Annotated in this window: 21 protein-coding genes and 1 other RNA gene; 7 read left to right on the top strand and 15 right to left on the bottom strand. The window is 48.7% G+C overall.

Annotated features, from left to right (window positions below; translation table 11 throughout):
• Positions 1 to 15: 15 nt before the first annotated feature.
• The 6 genes from priA to POF51_RS06940 form a co-directional block, all read right to left on the bottom strand.
• On the bottom strand, positions 16 to 2,451 hold the full coding sequence (gene priA / locus POF51_RS06965) for a primosomal protein N' (protein WP_069849485.1): 2,436 nt from the start codon (positions 2,449 to 2,451) through the stop codon (positions 16 to 18).
• Entirely contained in the window at positions 2,448 to 3,695 is a 1,248-nt protein-coding gene (gene coaBC / locus POF51_RS06960; RefSeq protein ID WP_069849487.1) for a bifunctional phosphopantothenoylcysteine decarboxylase/phosphopantothenate--cysteine ligase CoaBC, read from the bottom strand. The genes priA and coaBC overlap by 4 nt, the downstream gene beginning before the upstream one ends.
• A 75-nt stretch (positions 3,696 to 3,770) precedes the next feature.
• Positions 3,771 to 3,977 (bottom strand): DNA-directed RNA polymerase subunit omega, encoded by a 207-nt coding sequence (gene rpoZ / locus POF51_RS06955; protein ID WP_016742004.1) that lies wholly within the window; start codon positions 3,975 to 3,977, stop codon positions 3,771 to 3,773.
• 4 nt (positions 3,978 to 3,981) lie between these two features.
• Positions 3,982 to 4,602, bottom strand: coding sequence for a guanylate kinase (gene gmk / locus POF51_RS06950; RefSeq protein WP_173604713.1), 621 nt, complete (start codon positions 4,600 to 4,602; stop codon positions 3,982 to 3,984).
• A gap of 16 nt (positions 4,603 to 4,618) precedes the next feature.
• The gene (remA, locus tag POF51_RS06945) at positions 4,619 to 4,879 is read right to left on the bottom strand and encodes an extracellular matrix/biofilm regulator RemA (protein WP_015891999.1); all 261 of its coding nucleotides are present in this window, start codon (positions 4,877 to 4,879) and stop codon (positions 4,619 to 4,621) included.
• A gap of 24 nt (positions 4,880 to 4,903) precedes the next feature.
• Positions 4,904 to 5,788 (bottom strand): YicC/YloC family endoribonuclease, encoded by an 885-nt coding sequence (locus POF51_RS06940; RefSeq protein ID WP_069849491.1) that lies wholly within the window; start codon positions 5,786 to 5,788, stop codon positions 4,904 to 4,906.
• A gap of 178 nt (positions 5,789 to 5,966) precedes the next feature.
• On the opposite strand from POF51_RS06940, the gene POF51_RS06935 reads away from it, so the two are divergent.
• The 3 genes from POF51_RS06935 to POF51_RS06925 are packed head-to-tail and all read left to right on the top strand — an operon-like array spanning position 5,967 to position 8,563.
• Positions 5,967 to 7,706 (top strand): Rqc2 family fibronectin-binding protein, encoded by a 1,740-nt coding sequence (locus tag POF51_RS06935; RefSeq protein WP_271754604.1) that lies wholly within the window; start codon positions 5,967 to 5,969, stop codon positions 7,704 to 7,706.
• 36 nt (positions 7,707 to 7,742) lie between these two features.
• On the top strand, positions 7,743 to 8,084 hold the full coding sequence (locus POF51_RS06930; protein WP_007728396.1) for a DUF2512 family protein: 342 nt from the start codon (positions 7,743 to 7,745) through the stop codon (positions 8,082 to 8,084).
• 32 nt (positions 8,085 to 8,116) lie between these two features.
• Complete coding sequence (locus POF51_RS06925) at positions 8,117 to 8,563, top strand: hypothetical protein (protein WP_017249471.1); 447 nt, start codon at positions 8,117 to 8,119, stop codon at positions 8,561 to 8,563.
• 87 nt (positions 8,564 to 8,650) lie between these two features.
• Here the strand turns inward: POF51_RS06925 and ssrS are convergent.
• Positions 8,651 to 8,841: non-coding RNA, 6S RNA (ssrS, locus tag POF51_RS06920), on the bottom strand.
• Between the two features lie 162 nt (positions 8,842 to 9,003).
• On the opposite strand from ssrS, the gene POF51_RS06915 reads away from it, so the two are divergent.
• Positions 9,004 to 9,429: a Gmad2 immunoglobulin-like domain-containing protein gene (locus tag POF51_RS06915; protein ID WP_069849710.1), complete on the top strand. Its 426-nt coding sequence runs from the start codon at positions 9,004 to 9,006 to the stop codon at positions 9,427 to 9,429.
• Between the two features lie 7 nt (positions 9,430 to 9,436).
• Here POF51_RS06915 and POF51_RS06910 read toward each other — a convergent pair whose 3' ends face one another.
• From POF51_RS06910 to POF51_RS06890, 5 genes are all read right to left on the bottom strand, one after another.
• Entirely contained in the window at positions 9,437 to 10,207 is a 771-nt protein-coding gene (locus POF51_RS06910) for an enoyl-CoA hydratase/isomerase family protein (RefSeq protein WP_026043158.1), read from the bottom strand.
• A gap of 18 nt (positions 10,208 to 10,225) precedes the next feature.
• Positions 10,226 to 11,401 carry a CaiB/BaiF CoA transferase family protein gene (locus tag POF51_RS06905; protein WP_271754598.1) on the bottom strand — a complete coding sequence of 392 codons (1,176 nt, stop codon included), beginning with the start codon at positions 11,399 to 11,401 and terminating at the stop codon, positions 10,226 to 10,228.
• A gap of 131 nt (positions 11,402 to 11,532) precedes the next feature.
• Positions 11,533 to 11,883, bottom strand: a complete 351-nt coding sequence (locus POF51_RS06900) for a DUF4870 domain-containing protein (RefSeq protein WP_017249475.1) — start codon at positions 11,881 to 11,883, stop codon at positions 11,533 to 11,535.
• Complete coding sequence (locus POF51_RS06895; protein WP_170831607.1) at positions 11,871 to 12,092, bottom strand: hypothetical protein; 222 nt, start codon at positions 12,090 to 12,092, stop codon at positions 11,871 to 11,873. The genes POF51_RS06900 and POF51_RS06895 overlap by 13 nt, the downstream gene beginning before the upstream one ends.
• Before the next feature lie 287 nt (positions 12,093 to 12,379).
• Positions 12,380 to 13,312, bottom strand: coding sequence for a GntR family transcriptional regulator (locus tag POF51_RS06890; RefSeq protein ID WP_069849499.1), 933 nt, complete (start codon positions 13,310 to 13,312; stop codon positions 12,380 to 12,382).
• 136 nt (positions 13,313 to 13,448) lie between these two features.
• Here POF51_RS06890 and POF51_RS06885 point away from each other — a divergent pair, with 136 nt between their 5' ends.
• Positions 13,449 to 13,619, top strand: coding sequence for a YjzC family protein (locus POF51_RS06885; protein ID WP_017249478.1), 171 nt, complete (start codon positions 13,449 to 13,451; stop codon positions 13,617 to 13,619).
• A 51-nt stretch (positions 13,620 to 13,670) separates the two neighbouring features.
• Here the strand turns inward: POF51_RS06885 and POF51_RS06880 are convergent, their stop codons facing one another.
• Positions 13,671 to 13,919, bottom strand: coding sequence for a hypothetical protein (locus POF51_RS06880; RefSeq protein ID WP_069849501.1), 249 nt, complete (start codon positions 13,917 to 13,919; stop codon positions 13,671 to 13,673).
• A 91-nt stretch (positions 13,920 to 14,010) separates the two neighbouring features.
• Between POF51_RS06880 and POF51_RS06875 the strand changes: the two genes are divergently transcribed.
• Positions 14,011 to 14,544 (top strand): DUF309 domain-containing protein, encoded by a 534-nt coding sequence (locus POF51_RS06875; protein WP_069849503.1) that lies wholly within the window; start codon positions 14,011 to 14,013, stop codon positions 14,542 to 14,544.
• On the opposite strand, the gene POF51_RS06870 is transcribed toward POF51_RS06875, so the two are convergent.
• Both POF51_RS06870 and POF51_RS06865 read right to left on the bottom strand, forming a co-directional pair.
• The gene (locus POF51_RS06870; RefSeq protein ID WP_069849506.1) at positions 14,541 to 15,092 is read right to left on the bottom strand and encodes an RNA 2'-phosphotransferase; all 552 of its coding nucleotides are present in this window, start codon (positions 15,090 to 15,092) and stop codon (positions 14,541 to 14,543) included. The genes POF51_RS06875 and POF51_RS06870 overlap by 4 nt on opposite strands.
• A 21-nt stretch (positions 15,093 to 15,113) precedes the next feature.
• A complete protein-coding gene (locus POF51_RS06865; RefSeq protein WP_069849508.1) occupies positions 15,114 to 15,794 on the bottom strand; it encodes a CPBP family intramembrane glutamic endopeptidase in 681 nt (226 codons plus the stop codon).
• A gap of 194 nt (positions 15,795 to 15,988) precedes the next feature.
• Here POF51_RS06865 and POF51_RS06860 point away from each other — a divergent pair, with 194 nt between their 5' ends.
• Positions 15,989 to 17,188, top strand: a complete 1,200-nt coding sequence (locus tag POF51_RS06860; RefSeq protein WP_069849510.1) for an MFS transporter — start codon at positions 15,989 to 15,991, stop codon at positions 17,186 to 17,188.
• Positions 17,189 to 17,204: the final 16 nt, after the last annotated feature.

The following is a 17,204-nucleotide window of genomic DNA, read 5'->3' as shown; positions in this document are numbered from 1 at the left end:
TGTTTCATATCCTCCCTAAAGCAGTACGTAAGGATCGACGTCAATCGTCATCAATACTTTCTGCTGTTTGTTCCATTCTTCAAACGCAGCCGTCGCCTGAGCGAGCAAGTCCGACAGTTGCGGTTCATCACGATATTTTAGCATGATCTGAAAACGAAATCTATCCTTCACCCTCGCAATGGGCGAAGCAACTGGGCCCAAGAGGACCGTTGTCTGTGCCAAACGCTGCCGTAAATAGTCAGCCATTGTATGCGCACCGCGGATAACAACAGGTACATCCTCGTGGCTGAACGTAATTAATACGAGCCGGAAATACGGAGGGTAGCCTGTTCGTCTGCGCTGCAACATTTCATCCTGATAAAATGCGGGATAATCATGCTTGGTCGCATGGACAATGCTGTAGTGTTCTGGCGTATACGTCTGAATCAAGACTTCTCCGTCCAGTTCATGCCGTCCTGCCCGTCCACCTACCTGCGTCAAGAGCTGAAATGTCTTTTCCGCTGCACGGAAGTCAGGCAGATGCAAGGAAGTATCCGCTGCAATGATTCCCGCTAGCGTCACTCGTGGAAAATCAAGGCCCTTGGCAATCATCTGCGTACCGAGCAAAACGTCGCCTTGACCCGTGCGGAATTTGTTTAGCAGCTCTTCGTGAGAGCCTTTACGCGAGGTCGTATCCACATCCATTCGGATGACCCGGATTCCAGGGAAAAGTTTAGCCAGCTCCGCTTCCACCTTTTGTGTTCCGGTACCAAAAAAGCGTATATGCTCACTCTGACACTCCGGACAATGCTTAGGCTGTGCGATGGTATATCCACAGTAATGGCAACGCGCCGTATGATTCGTTTTGTGATAAGTAAGCGAGATGTCGCAATGAATGCAGCGCATCGTATAGCCACAGGAGCGGCACATGACAAAGGTAGAGAAGCCCCTTCGGTTAAGGAAAATGACCATCTGCTCTTCTTTTGCCAATCGATCTGCAATCATCTCATGTAGCTTCCGGCTGAACATCGAACGATTCTGGGACTGAAGCTCCTCTCGCATATCCACGACATGTACCTGCGGCATCGGACGGTTCCCGACACGCTCTGGCATGCGCAACAGCTCGTAGCGGCCTCGGGTAGCCAGTGCATACGTCTCCAAGGCAGGAGTGGCGCTTCCCATGACGAGTACACCCTGATTCTCTTTCGCTCGCCACAGGGCTACTTCCCGTGCATGATAGCGAGGGGTCTCTTCTTGCTTATACGAGCTCTCATGCTCTTCATCAATCACAATCAAACCAACATTCCGAAACGGAGCAAAGATGGCAGATCGTGCACCTACCACTACTTTGACCTGTTTACGAATGATCTTGCGCCACTCGTCATAGCGCTCTCCTTGTGACAACGCACTGTGCAAAACAGCTACGTCTGCACCAAAACGGGCCTTGAAGCGCTCCACCATTTGCGGAGTCAGTGAAATTTCCGGAACGAGAAAGATCGCCTCGCGCCCTTTTTCCAACGTACGTTCGATCGCTTCGAGATACACTTCTGTCTTCCCGCTTCCGGTAACACCGTGCAGTAAGTAAGAAGCATACGTCCCCGAATCAATCGATTGCAAGATAGGTGTCAGTGCCGCTTCCTGTACCGAGGTAAAGACAGGCTTTTGCTTTTCCTGGAAACGTCGATTGGCGTACGGGTCCCGGTAAACCTCTACTTGCTCGATCGCGATCCAGCCTTTTGATTCCAGGCTTTTTAGCGGAGAACGCGTTATTCCGTATTCATCCCGCAGCATTTGTACAGATAAGGACTGCTCCTTGTGCATGAGCATCAGTTGAAGGACACGGCGCATCTGCTCCGCCCGCGCTGGCAACGAACTTATCGCTTCCTCCAGCTTACCCTCATCCAATAAACTCCGGACAAATGATTGCTGCTTGCGGGTAATTTTGTCCCTTACTTGATATTCGGTAGCAAGCAGACCACTCTGTATCCAACCCGGAACGAGCAAATACTCCTCCGCAAATTGTTTCTCTACTTCTGCTAGCGGTAGTTGCCGTTTGCGGAACAATTCCCACAGAAGCCCCGATCTCCCGCATGCCTCTTCGTCCAATGCGTCTGTCGCCGTCAGCCACTTCTCCGACTTCCCTTTGAGCACAGCCGGAAGCATCGCCTGTACAGCCGTTACCCACGGACACAAGTATTGCTTGGACATCCATTCGCTCATCTTTAGCAGCTCTGGCGTAAGAGGAGGAGTGTCGTCTTGTACCTGCACGACATCTTTTAGTCGCGAACGATCTGGTATGGCTTCGCCGTCCTCGACGATCCCGATGACATAGCCTTGCAGTTGACGGGGACCAAATGGGACAACCACACGGCTGCCAATGCGAATCAGTGGACGCAACCAAGGCGGAACATGGTAATCAAAAGGTCGATTCGTCCGATTGACCGGAACGTCCACGATAATTTGAGCAATCATGACAGGTCTCGGAGCGGCTTATGTTCTTGTACTGCAAGGACAGCATCAAACAGCCTGTCTGCCACAGCCCGCTTGCTCAACTTATCCAATGCCAGTTGCTCTCCGCCACGGGTTAGCAAGGTGACGATATTCGTATCGCTCCCCATACCTGCTCCCTCGAGCAATACGTTATTGGCTACGATCATATCGAGATTTTTTCGCTCCAGCTTGGACTGGGCATGCTGCAACACATTTTGGGTTTCTGCTGCAAAGCCCACGACGAATTGCTTCGTTTTCCGATCACCAATGGTCTTTAAAATATCGGGTGCTTTCTCCAGCTCCAGTTCGAGTGGACCATCACCCTTTTTCATCTTATGTTCAGATACATGCTTCGGTCGATAATCGGACACTGCTGCTGATTTGACGACGATGTCACAGTGAGGCAACTGCTCCATGACGGCATCAAACATTTCTTGTACCGATTCCACCGCAATGAATTCCACTCCATCAGGACGTGCCAAGGAAGTAGGCCCACTGATCAGTGTGACCTTCGCCCCTCTGTCTCGTGCCGCTTCCGCGATAGCGTAGCCCATTTTTCCTGAAGCATGATTGGTTATGTAACGAACTGGATCAATTTTTTCACGGGTCGGTCCAGCTGTGATCAGTACATGCTTGTCCTGCAAATCTTTTTCTCGGATCATTTGTCTAGTCTCATCGGAAGCAAACCATTGACGAACAGCTTCGACGATTTCCTCTGGCTCCGCCAAACGTCCTTTGCCAATCCATCCACATGCCAAGAGCCCGACACCCGGTTCAACAAACCGATAACCATAGGCCGTAAGCTTATCCATATTTGCAATAACTGCAGGGTGATTGTACATATTGACGTTCATGGCAGGCGCGACCATGACAGGCGCTTTCGTAGCCAGTACAGTCGTCGTCAGCATATCATCCGCTATGCCATTCGCCATTTTGCCAATCACGTTTGCCGTTGCTGGCGCGATCAATACGAGATCAGCTCGATCAGCCAGTTCAATATGGCTAATCACATGCGGGTCTGGCTCTGTAAATGTATCCGTATAAACAGGCAGGTGAGACAAGGCTTGAAACGTCAAAGGCTGAATAAACTGTAAGGCACCCTCTGTTAAAATGACATGCACCAATGCACCTGCCTGTGTCAGCTTGCTGGTCAATGCAGCAGCCTTGTAAGCAGCGATGCCGCCCGATACCCCAAGAACAATTCGTTTTCCTGCAAGCGAATGCATCTGCACTCTCTCCCTTCTCCCCTATCCGAAATCCGAAAAAAACAACCTCGTGAGGTTGTTTTTAAAGGTGACTGCTTATTTGCGACCGTCCAAAAACTCGTGAACGAGCTCGTCGGAGATGAACTCTTCCAGTGCCAAACCTACAAACTTTTTGGATTTTGGTCTCACCACTTGAATTTCGCTGTTTTCGCGAAGCTGACGCGCACGCTTGGATGCTACTGTCACCAGGATGTACTTGCTCTCTGCTTTTTCGGTCAATTCGTCAATAGATGGATACAACATAATTCTATTCAACCTCCTGTAACCATTTGCGATATTTGTGAACCTGACGATCTTTTTTCAGATGCTCCGCTGTAATAATCGCTTGAATTCGATCGCAAGCCGATTCGATGACGTCATTGACGACTACATAATCGTAGTGGTCCATGAGCTCGATTTCAGCACGCGCCACTTCCATGCGCTTGCGAATAATCTCTTGTGATTCTGTCCCGCGTCCCACGATCCGGTTTTCCAGTTCGTTTAAATCAGGAGGAGCCAGGAACAGGAATGTACCTTGCGGGAAGCTCTCTTTCACTTGAAGCGCACCCTGAACTTCGATCTCAAGAATAACATCGCGCCCCTCATTCAGCATATCGTCCACGAACTGACGAGGTGTTCCGTAGTAATTTCCTACGTATTCTGCCCATTCCAGAAGAGCATCTTCTTCAATCATCCGCTTGAACTCTTCCTGGCTTTTAAAAAAGTAATTAACTCCTTCTACCTCTCCAGGACGCGGCTGGCGTGTGGTAGCGGAAACAGAATACACCAGATCAGGCATCACTTCACGAAGTGCCTTGCATACTGTTCCTTTTCCCACACCAGCTGGTCCGGAAAGAACCAAAAGGAGACCACGATCAACCATACTCATTGTTTACACTCCTACTTTATTCGTCCGATTCGTCATCCTTCGTAGTCAAGCGCTGTGCCACTGTTTCTGGCTGTACCGCTGACAAAATCACGTGATCGCTGTCTGTAATAATGACCGCACGTGTACGTCTCCCATAAGTAGCGTCCACAAGCATGTTGCGATCGCGCGCTTCCTGGATGATCCGTTTGATAGGAGCGGACTCCGGACTTACAATTGAAATAATGCGGTTGGCATTGACAATGTTGCCAAAACCGATATTGATTAGCTTGATTGCCATGACGGCCCAGCCCATCCTTTCATGCTACTCAACATTCTGTATTTGCTCCCGCATCTTCTCCAGTTCTGTCTTGATCTCGACAGCCAGATGCTGAATGCGCAAATGATTCGCTTTGGAAGCAATCGTATTGGCTTCCCGATTCATTTCTTGGAGCAGAAAATCCAGTTTTCGACCAATTGCTTCTTCTTTGCCTAATTGAATGGCAAACTGTTGGCAATGACTATCTAAACGGGTCAACTCTTCACTAATATCACTTTTATCAGCGAAAAAGGCAACCTCTTGCGCTACACGAGCAGGGTCCAATTCAAAAGGTGTCAAACCGGCCCACTCACTTACGCGCTGCTCAAGTCGGCCCTTGTAATCTTCCCTACATAGAGGGGCCAACTGGGAGATCTCCCGCGTCCATGTGTTGACGGCAGTCAGGCGACTGGCTAGATCAGCGTGCAGCAGATTACCCTCGGTCTCTTTCATCGAAACGAGATCCATTGCCGCGCCCCTGACCAGGTCTTGGAGCCACTCTGTCAGCTCCTCCACATTGTCCTCTGACTCTTTGGTATGTATCACGCCAGGAAAGTGTAGCAGATCCTTGACGGTTAAAGGCGTCTCTAGCGAAAAACGCTGAGTCATCTCGCGGGAAATGGAGACTAGCTGTTCAGCCACATCCCAGTCAATGTCCATGACCGTAGCAGAAGAATTTTTCCCTTCCACTGAGACAGTGACATCGACACGCCCTCTTCTGACAAACTGCGCGACCAGCTTACGAATCGAATCCTCAAGCATATTCCATGCTTTGGGCAGGCGCACGACAATCTCAGAAAAGCGGTGATTCACTGCACGAATCTCGACTGTTGCTCGAATGGAGCCTTTGCTATCTTCTTTTCTACCGTAACCAGTCATGCTTCGAATCATAAGTTTTCACTTCCATAGACGCAAAATCGTTAATTTATTATAGGAGACAACTCTTGGCAGTGTCAACCGAAGCAACCCCACCACGATGAGATTCCTCCTTGCCCTGACTTATGCTACACTGTGACTGGCAGCTCTCTATCTATTATTCTAGCCATTTTTTTGATCTGAGGTGACTTTTGTGGCATTTGATGGCGTAGTAACCCGCTCCGTTACGCGGGAATTACATAAACTGGTAGGAGGACGCATCTCGAAGATCCACCAGCCCCACCATAGCGATATTGTTATGCAAGTACGGACACAAGGAGAAACGGTAAAGTTCCTCCTGTCTGCAAACCCGACTTATCCGAGACTTCATATCACGACAGAAGAATTCACGAATCCGCTGGAAGCTCCGATGTTTTGCATGCTATTGCGCAAGCATTGTGAGGGCGGCGTAATTGAATCTGTCCAGCAAATCGGGATGGAGCGAATCATTCACATCGACGTACGCACGCGGGACGAGCTGGGTGACACGGCTGTCCGCCGAATTATTGTCGAGATCATGGGCAAGCACAGTAACATCATCCTCATCGATCCTGCAACCGGAATGATTTTGGATAGCGCCATGCATGTGACGCTCGCCATTAGCCGGTATAGACAAGTTACGCCTGGCAGACCTTATGTTTCTCCTCCGAGCCAAGATAAGCGCGACCCTCTTACTGTAACCGAGCAAGCGTTTATTTCTTCCCTCGACTGGAACGGCGGTCGTTTGGACAAGCAAATCGTAGAAGGCTATACCGGGATCAGTCCGTTATTGGCAAAAGAAATTTTGCACAGAGCCGGCCTTGCGAATCGTGAAACACTGTGGGCTGCCTTTTCACAGGTGATGAAGGCAATCAACGCTCATGAGTATGTTCCATCCATTGTAGAGGCAAACGGCAAAGCGTATTTTCACGTCGTCGAGCTAACTCATCTCTCAAACGGGGTTACCACCCCCTATCCTTCCATTCAAGAATGCTTTCAGGCATTTTACGAAGGAAAGGCGCTCCGTGACACTGTCAAGCAGCGTGCGCACGATTTAATTCGTTTTGTCACTTCTGAGCGCAATAAAAATGAAAAGAAAATCGAGAAGCTCGAACAAACATTGCAAGATGCGCATGAAGCAGATCAGTTCCGCCTGTACGGTGAATTGATCACCGCCAATATGCACCAAATGAAGCGAGGGGATCGCGAGCTCGTCACAGTCAACTGGTATGATGAAGCGGGAGGTACCATCACGATTCCGCTCGATCCGTTGAAGACCCCTTCGGAAAATTTACAGTCGTATTACAAGCGGTATAACAAGGCCAAAAACAGCCTTTCCATCGTGAGTGAGCAGATTGAGCAAGCGCATGCTGAACTCTTGTATTTGGACGGCGTATTGGTTCAACTGGAACATGCCACCTTAAAAGATGCAGAAGAAATTCGCGAGGAGCTCGTTGAGCAAAGCTACATGCGAGATCGTAAAAAACGCGGTCCGCGCAAGAAAAAAGAGACCAGACCAGAGCTGGATACGTACCTTTCTTCGGACGGTATTGAAATTTTGGTCGGTAAAAACAATAAACAAAATGAATACTTGACCAACAAGCTCGCATCGTCGCAAGAAACATGGCTACACACCAAGGATATCCCTGGCTCCCATGTCGTCATTCGCGCTCGGGAATTTTCAGATGAAACGTTGCTTGAGGCAGCGAATCTGGCGGCTTATTTCAGTCGTGCCAAAGAAGGAAGTCAAATTCCCGTAGACTACACGCTCATCAAACACGTAAAAAAACCGAGCGGGGCCAAGCCTGGCTATGTGATCTACGAGCAGCAACGAACGCTGTATGTGACACCAGATGAAGCACTGATCCGCCGTTTGAAATCAAACACCTCTTCTACGAATAGTGCGACTACCTAAGTTCATACTAAGGGTATGAAAGGTGGTGTTCGCTCGTTGAACATCGTTCTCAAGCTCTTGTTTAACGGAATCATTGCCATTCCAGGGCTTTGGTGGTCGGGGACGTCCCTTATGTTTGCAGTGCTCGCAAGCGTGATTGTCAGTTTACTGGGGTATGTACTTGATTTGACAATCCTCCCGCGTACGAACAATACGTTTGCGAGCTCCGCTGATTTCTTGTTCGTGTTTGCCTCCTTGTGGCTTGGCTGTTACTTGTTTGGTCAGACCATATCCTTATCTGGTTTATTGTTGACGGCATTTGCCATTACGGTGGTCGAATACTTTTTCCATGGATACCTGCAACGGCACGGTGTCCATCATTCCAAACATCCGGGCTGAGGCATCATTTCTATTTTGGGAGGAGGATCAGGATGAACGTCATTGGTATCATCCAGACCGATCTTAACGAATTCAACGTGCTGTTTGAGCAGCAAGGCGGAAACGGACAAGGACAAGGACAGCAATCGCAAAACAGCGGACAAAACAACCAACAAGACCAAGACAGCGACTCGATGTTTCTCAGCTTTCTTGATGAGCAGCCGAGTTCCAATGAAAACAGCGGTCAAGGGAACAGCCAAGGTGGGCAACAGCAAAATGGCGGCGGCCCGCAAGAACTAACCGTTCGCATTAAAGGAATTCCTGAGGGACAAAAAGCAAACTTCCTGCAAATGTATCAAATTCTTCAAGACGCCCAAGACTCCCAAACACTTGAAAAGGACCTGACCATTGTCGATCATGGGGATCAAGACCAAGGCTCCCAAAAACAAGGGCAGGGCCAGGGCCACGGCTCGGGCAAACAAAACAAAACCACCCATTAATCAACGTATAGAAAAACAAAAACCACCTGGAAGCAGATTCCAAGTGGTTTTTTGTGCTATCGGCAATTCATTGCATTCATAAACGGCCAAGTCCCCGCTCTGCCGTTGACCTCATGTTTCTATAACCTGCGCTCACACAGGTGGGCGACCCTTCTGCACTTCAGCCTTCCCATGCATCCCAGAAGGAGGTGGGCCTGACATCCATCACAGTTTCCGTCTCCCAAAAAACACGTATAAGGTTAGAAACATTTACGGCCTATCGAACATCGCAGGATCTTGATGTCCCTACTTTATCACAGAATGGCCCTTTGCTCAACGGATAAAGTTCCCTTTGGACTTTTATCTCATCCATTTTCACGGAGTTGTCATACAATCCCGAGAATAGTTCTATTCCAATTTCGCCAACCTAGAGAGGAAGACGAATGAAAGGAAGGAAAAACATGCAATTTCGAACAAATATGCTTACAACCTGCTTACTCGCCATGAGCCTGACTGCTGTATCATTCCCCAGCTTCATTCCGCCCACAGCAGCTAGCACACATTCTCATCCTGTTGGCGAAGACAAGGGGCAATACGAGAATGAATCGTTTCGGAATATTACGATCACCAAAACAGGCGAAGGACAATATGCGATTAAGGGTGAAGCACGCGTGAACGAAGCCAACGTACGATTCGTCGTGACAGACGGAGACAAGACATTGGCCAATAGCTTTGTGACAGCAAGCACGGGTGCCCCCGAGTGGGGGAGCTTTTCTATCGATCTCAAGCTGGACCCGAGCGCAAAATCACCTGCGCTCTCTTTGTTCGAGGAAAGTGCAGCGACAGGACAGCGCATTCATGAACTAAACATCCCACTGCCAAAATAAATCAGCGCTACGTCCGCTTCAGCTTCGCTTGTACGAGCATCTGAAATTCAGGACGTGCGATCAGGGACGGCTGCTGTTGCTTTTCCCAGGCCAGTGCATATTCTAGGCCGTTTGCCTGGCAGCGTCCCAACCCTTCTTTTGTGACGGCATACGCTTGCTTCGGCAGGCGCCGTACCGCAGCAACCAATTTTTCAACCTCACTTTCGACTTGATTGGCTTCTACCGCTCGATAGATCAAGCCGATTTCCTCCGCTTTTTTCCCTGTAATCTTTTCTCCCAGCAGTGCGAGACGCTTCGCCCACGCCGTACCAACAAGCCTTGGCATAAGGTATGTCCCGCCAAAATCCGTTGTCAGACCAATCTGGACAAAAGGCTCCTGCAACAGGGCGTCTTCCGTCGCAATGACAAAATCAGCATGCAACGCGAGATTGAGTCCCGCTCCGACGGCTACTCCCTCGATGACTGCAATCACAGGCTTTGGCATTTGATGCAAGTTGGTGATGAAATCATTAATGATCGTCAATGATTGATCAGCGTCACTCTTATCCGTCAGCGCAGTCAACACGCCCAAATCAGCACCGGAGCAAAAGTTCCCCCCCGCTCCCCGCAAAATAAGCACATCGACCTCCTCATCTGCTGAAGCTTTTGAGATCGCGTCCTGCAAAAGGGAAAACATTTCAAGCGTCATCGCATTGAGGACGTGTGGCCTGTTGAGCGTAATCGTGCAGATTCCATCAACTTTTGTTACGATCAGTTGCGTATGATGATCCTGTTCCATCATTTTTCTCACCCTTTCCTATAAAGAAGCGGCAGGAATAATCCCCTGCCTTTGCAGCCTGCTCAAATCCTCCGCTGTGAGGTTCAGCTTGCGTTTGAGCAGCTCGTACGTGTAATCGGTGTGCCACGGGGGTGACAACCGCTCCGCCCTGTAACGATGCGCGAGACTCTCCTCATGATCGGGCGACTTTTTTTCAAAATAAGGCAGCGTATACGCTATCTCCCTGTTCGCAACGTATGAATTATCTACCCAGTTTTCCCAATCTTCAACGGCGGTCAGACAGCAATCCACTTCACTGCCCAGTTCACTCCACTCGGCTTGGGTTCTGGACAGAAACAGTGCTTTCATATCGTCAAACACCTCTGGATGCAGAGAAACGCTAGCTCGGTGGCATAGCTCCCAGTCTGCTCTTCCTACCGCGCGGCAAAAATTGAGCCAGAACTTTTCTTCCAACGCAGCAAGTGCGACATACTGGCCGTCTGCTGTCTCATACACCTGATACGCCAGCAAACTCCCTCTCCCGGTCTCCCGTCCAATCGAGGAGTTGTATGACATAAACAGTGCATGAAGGCCTGTCCAAGAACTAAACAAGTCAGCCGACGAAACATCCAAATATGCTCCTCGTCCTGTCCGCGCACGTTGAACAAGCGCCGCGCATATTTGCTCACTGGCATACAACCCGAGCGCATAATCAGAAAGCGGAATATCTGCAACGACTGGCTTGCCTTCCAGATCGCGAACCAGTGAGAGAAATCCGCTTACTGCCTGGACATTCAAGTCATGCCCCCCTATTTGGTATAGCTCGCCGCTTTGGCCATAGCCCGTCACGGAACAATAAATGACAGCAGGGTGCATCTCGAACAGGCGATCGTAATCCAGTCCCAAATGACGCATCACACCTGGTCGATAGCTCTCCACCACGACATCAGCCTGTCTGGCCAGAGCAAACGCGAGCGCTTTTCCCTCATTCGTCCGCAAATTCAATGAAATACTTTTATGATTGCGATGTGAACGCAGGTAAAACGCTCCCGTCTCTCTAGCTTCAGGATGAGAAGGCCTGATTAACGGTGAGTGAGTTTTGACGTGAAACGGTTCCACCTCGATGACCTCTGCCCCCAAATCAGCCAGGCGCATTGTACAAATCGGACCTGGAAGATGGCGAGAAAAATCAACTATCGTCACTCCCGTCAACATGATTTGACTCCCCCTTCACCGACTACACTCTTTTGTAATTCGAGATGAACGACTGTTCACCCTCTTTTTAAATAGAAAATTCAAACAAATATAAAAAGCCGTCCCAAGTGGAACGACTTTTCTAAGAATGGTTATTTAATAAACCGGAGAGTCAGCGGGTAACGGAATTCTTTTCCCTCATTCGCTTTCACCGCAGCGATAATAACGAAAATCGCCCAAAAAATAAAGAGGGCTCCTAATAATAGTGCGCCGATAAAAATGATGATCAACAAGCTTGAAATGGCCGCATAAATCGTTACCGAGATGCTAAAATTCAGGGCCTCTTTTCCATGCTGATAAAAAAAGGCTCCCTCTTCACGCTTGATCAACCATACGATTAAAGGTCCTAGTACATTGCCGAACGGAACGATAAAACCAAGGAAGGCAGATAGATGCACGATCATCGCCCACATTCGTTCTTCTTTCCCATTCAGGAATTGCATATCCATACCTCCATTAATCCTTTTCCTCTATTGTACGACAAATTGCGCAAAACTTGCGAAAAAACGAAAAAAGCGCCACCACGGCGCCTTTCTCTATTAATACTTGCTCTCGTGACTTCCACCGTACCCGCCACCGTAACCGCCGCCGTACCCGCCACCATGAGAGGAGCCGTAACCATCATAGCCGCCGCCAAAGTGGCCCCAACCACCAAAGTGGCCTCCACCTCCACAATGTCCGTGTCCCCAACTACGACCGTATGGTTTACAATGGGTTTTGTAGTGTGGCTTGTAGAAGCAATGCTTTCTGTACACTTTCTTTTCGCAGCATTTAAAGCATCTGCGACGAGATCTTCTGCATCCGCAACTCATTAACCTCACCCCTTCCTGTTCGTTACATCTACAAGGTATGTAGGTGAAGGCATATCGGCATGGACATCAGTCTATACACTAGTCAAAATCAGCGGATGTCTCGTAGGCTATTCAGTAGTAGGAGTGGTCAATGGGTAACGAGTTTGCGCAGTTCATTAATACCGTGGTGGTCAGGAATTTCTTGAAATTCCTTTACTTTTGGCAGCGTAAGCAAATGTGGTTTCACCATATAGCCAGGCTTGGAAATATACACGACGTCACAGGATGCAATCAAATCAAACACTTCTGCATGGTTCGCTTCTATCGTCCGAATATCCAAGTGCGTAATGCCTGCATTGTAGAGATCATTGATCATACCCGCACCACCTCGTATGGTCGCACAGATCAATCCGATTTTCGTATTTCGTGGGTAGGCCTCCATGGCAGGGATCACCGTCGTCGGGTCCGGGATAAAATCAAGGCTAACGATCGGAGGCGCATCCTTCGGGAGTTTCAGGTTAACGGAAGGTGGGATAACGATGGCTTTGTATTGCTGCAAAAAATTTGCATCGCATTCTACCTGCTGGGAAAAATCCTCGACGGTTCTCCCTTCAACCATCACACTCGGAAGATGGTACTGTACCAAACGCATATATTCAGTGACCTCCAGCTCTGTGAACCGCAAAAAAAGAACCGGAAACTGATTGATTTCTTGCAAAACAGAGGACAGAACGCGCGAGAATTCATCCATGGTATAGCCCATTGCTTTTACTTTATGAATGGTTTCTTTGGCGAGTAAAGCAAGATGGATCGGGTTACGTGACAAGAGCGTGTCACTTGCACTATTGGTTACAATCGTCCCCCTCCCTTGCCGACAATCAACCATCCCTTCTTGCTGGAGACGCAAATACACGCTGCGAACGGTGTTGTAATTGACTTTCAACTGTGCCGCCAACTCCCTTACCGTTGGCAGCTGCTCTTGGGAAGGAAGCTCACCGCTTCGAATCGAGGATGAAAATTGTTGATATAATTGCTCGTGATAAGATATATTGGATTCCTTTTTCAAGGTCAAAGGTAGCATGTATTCACCTCTCCAAAAGTAATTGAAATGATCGTAAAGGAATTCAAAATCTATCGTCAATAGAAGGGAAAGCATGAAGCCAGTGTACCGGGTCATACTAATTCAGATGACAATTCCTTAGGAAGAAGGTGCCTTCGTGGGAGAACACAGCCGTTTTCGTGAAGGAGAAAAGTCTCCGAAAAATGCCGTATACATGGAGATTGGTGAGTCTGGTGCAAGTGTGCAGAACCCGATGATCATCGAGCTTTCCAGAGGGGAAAAGTTCCCCGCTACACGAAATAAAAATCGCGTATGGACGCAAAAGTAAGGAATACAAAAACCAACCTGGCACCATGCACAAGGTTGGTTCTCTTTTTTACTACTTTTCGTCGTCTTCGTCGTCTTCTTCCTCTTCGTCTTCTTCATCGCCACTCAAGTAAATAATGGTGACACCCAGGCTCTCCAATAACGAAAGGACTTCTTTGTTCAACTCCTGATCCATGAGCAATCCCAGGCTTTCCACGAGCTCGAGCTCTTCCAGTTCTCCCTGTTCAGCATCCTCGATCAGTTCTATGATTTCGGTCATTCGCTTTTTTTCCAATACGGCTACGAGTTCATCTCTTGTCATAAATGGTTTTACACCTCATTTTCTACTCTCTATGCTTTATAATAGTACATAAACGATCCCTTGAAAACCAAGCAGTGAGGTGAAGATCACCATGTATCCGCAACCGTATCTGGATTATTTGATCCAATTTCATGTAGAACGCGATTATTTTGAGTGTCATGAGATTCTCGAGGAGTATTGGAAAAGCGCTCCTCCACATGAGCGACAGCCAGTGTGGGTTGGTTTGATTCAAATCTCCGTCGCTCTGTATCACCAGAGACGCGGGAATCAGTCAGGTGCAATCAAAATGCTCACAAGCGCCATATCCCTTGTCAAAAAGCATCAGCTTGACATCCAAAAGCTTGGGTTGGATAGTGACAGTCTGGCTAACCTGCTTGAAGAGCGCCTGACGGAAATCCAAAATGGTCAGCCCTATCGAAGCCTGTCCCTGCCCATGTCCGATGCTTTGAAACAGGCGTATCAGGAGGCTTGTACGATGCAAAATCACCCTGAACATCGGGATAGCGATATGCAAGACGCCTACTTGCTGAATAAGCATACCTTGAGGGATCGAAGCGATGTTTTGGCAGAACGCAAGCACCAGCTGCAAATGCGCGAAGCACGTCGAAACAACGAGTCAAACTAGTCTGCGTACAGCTGCAAATAACTGGCCGGGACAGCATCGCTCAAACAATAGCGCTCACCCACTCGGTAAAAGCAAATGCCGGCTTCATGGGCCCCCTTTGCATTCACAGTGACGAGGCGCAATGTGTCTGTCGGTTCTCCAATATGCTCCGGTCTTTCCGCAAGCTGCACATACTCACTGGCAATCGGCAACAGGCCGCCAGTGAGTGCTTGTTTCAATAACTTTCGATGTGTCCCGTAATAAAGAACGTCAGGTGGTACCATCTCGATGAGCTTGCTTTTTGCAATCGTGGGCAAAAATCCGTAAGTAGCTCGAATGAGTGCTCCACCGTCCCATTCGATACTCCGCTCCGGATCGAATTCCACGACTTGATGAAGATCTTGCCTAGCTATGTATGAGCACCCTTTCAGCGTATGAAGATAGTCCAGCAACGGCTCAATCGGGGTATAACCATACGTGTCATAGTAGAGTTGAAATGCTTCACTGTTTTGCCGAAGTATACTGAGCAATCGCTTGCGCAGTCTCGTTTCTTCATGAATCGCCAGCATCCGTTTCGCCCTCCTATCCGGTCAATAAATCCAGAGAACCACAGCTAGTGCGAGACCCAAATCCGCGAACAAATGACTAATCCAGTTTGGGTAAATCGAAGGAAACATTCCTTTCATCCATCCCCAAATCAGCCCTGCTCCAAAAACCATCGACGTAATGAACAAGCCGTTTCGAAAACCAAAGAGGATCGAAGAGATAATCAGGTGATATAAGGAATAAAAAAAGCTGGAAAGAAAAATGGACATCAAGCGGGATAAGGATGCGCGCAACCGCTGCAATACGAAGCCTCGCCAGAACAACTCTTCCAGCAGCGAGTTAATGAAAACGAGGTAGAACGAAAAACCCCAAATCCAGCGGCGTTCAATCCCCCATGTCTCCATACCTGTTCGAACGGCTTCAGGTCTTCCCGGTTCCTGCAGGAGCAACCAAAGCCCAGCCAGCACTCCTGTCAACATAAGAGCGCCAAATGCCAGTCCGTATAAAGTACCCTGCCATTCAAAACTTCCCCACGCTAAACGCCAGTGCCTTCGCAAATCTCCTTCCCACCATCCGTGAATGACGGGGATACAGATGCAAACGAGCACATGAAAAGAAAAGAACGTGACAATGACGCTATGCTTTTCCACCAATCCGTAAAAGATCGTGAGTGTCGCAGCAAATCCATACACGATCAACAGTAGCAACGTTCGTTTTCGCGCCATTTACGAATAGCTCCTTTTGGGCGTAATGGCCGCAGTATTGTGTTAGTTTGTCCGTTATGAATACGAAGAATACCCACAAAGACAATAAATATACAAGCGTTTGCATGAATGCTATACTTGAGAAATCGCTTTTTATCAAATGAATGGATCGGTTCAAATTTTTACCTATCTAACAAATGTTTGGAGTGGCTCTCATGTTATGGCGTAATCGTACCTTTCTGCTTTTAATGAGCGGAGAGATCGTCGCGGGAGCGGGCATGTGGATTTCGATTATTGCCAATCTTGCGTTCATGCAGAAACTCGTTCCTTCTGATACGGTGAAGGGCTTGATTCTGATGTGTGGGTTGGTGGTAAGCATCCTCCTCGCCCCTAAAGCGGGTGTGGTAATTGACATGTACGACAAAGGCAAGATCATGCTGTTTGCCAGCCTGGTCCGAACACTCAGCCCCGTCTTCATGTTCCCGGCTCTTGCAAACGATTCTCTTCTGTGGATGATCGTATCTTTGATCGTGATGCAATGCTCTGCTGCATTTTATTTTCCGACCGTGCAGGCTTCCTTGCCAGCCATCCTTTCCCAGGACGAGTTACTCAAGGCGAACAGCGCATATCTGAATATCTCTACCCTCTCGCGCATTGGAGGAACAGCAATCGGCGGTATACTCGTTGCCTCCATGGACCTGTCCATGCTGTATGTGTGCTCCATCATCGCGTACGCTGTACTCGCTGTCATCACACTCTTTCTCCGCATTCCGCAAGTGACTTCTCGGAAAATTCAGGAAAAAGTAGAGTTTCGCGAAGTACTGACGATCTCGCGACAGGACCCGGCCTTGTTTGTCGGCTTGATTAATAACGGGTTGATCACCTTGTTCCTTGGCGGTCTGAACCTGATGATCTTGAACTTTAGCGAGCTACAACAGGAACCTCAGCTCATGGGATGGATCTATGCAGCAGAAGGAATCAGCATTTTGATTGGGGGACTCTTGGCAAAACGTTGGATTGGCAGCAGAAACCTCGTGGCAGCGTCCACCATCATGCTCTTTTTCTTCGCGCTGTCCCAGTTTGGCATGTCATTCGCCGATAACAAATTCATGGTGCTCGCTTCTTTCTCCATGTTCGGCTTTGTCGTTGCTTTCTTCTTCCCGGTCACCGCAACGATTTTCCAGAAGCGTCTACCTCCACACCAGCAAGGGCGATTCTTTTCTTTTAAAAGCATGCTGGATCGTGGATTCTTCTTGTTGGCTCTCGCGATTACAGGAGTTGGGCTGGACCTTCTCGGCATTAGCGGCTACCTCCTCTTCATCGGCTCGGTGACAGTGCTCTTTGGCTTATTGACTTTCTTCTACAGTAAAAAGCATAAGCTGGATGTACGCTCCCACGATGAAGCAGCTGCCTAGAATCGGAATGTAACGG

Source organism: Brevibacillus sp. AG (assembly GCF_028369215.1).
Classification (GTDB): Bacteria; Bacillota; Bacilli; order Brevibacillales; family Brevibacillaceae; genus Brevibacillus; species Brevibacillus porteri.
The sequence above is the reverse complement of the archived record's forward strand: the minus strand, read 5'-3'. Positions and strand labels throughout refer to the sequence as shown.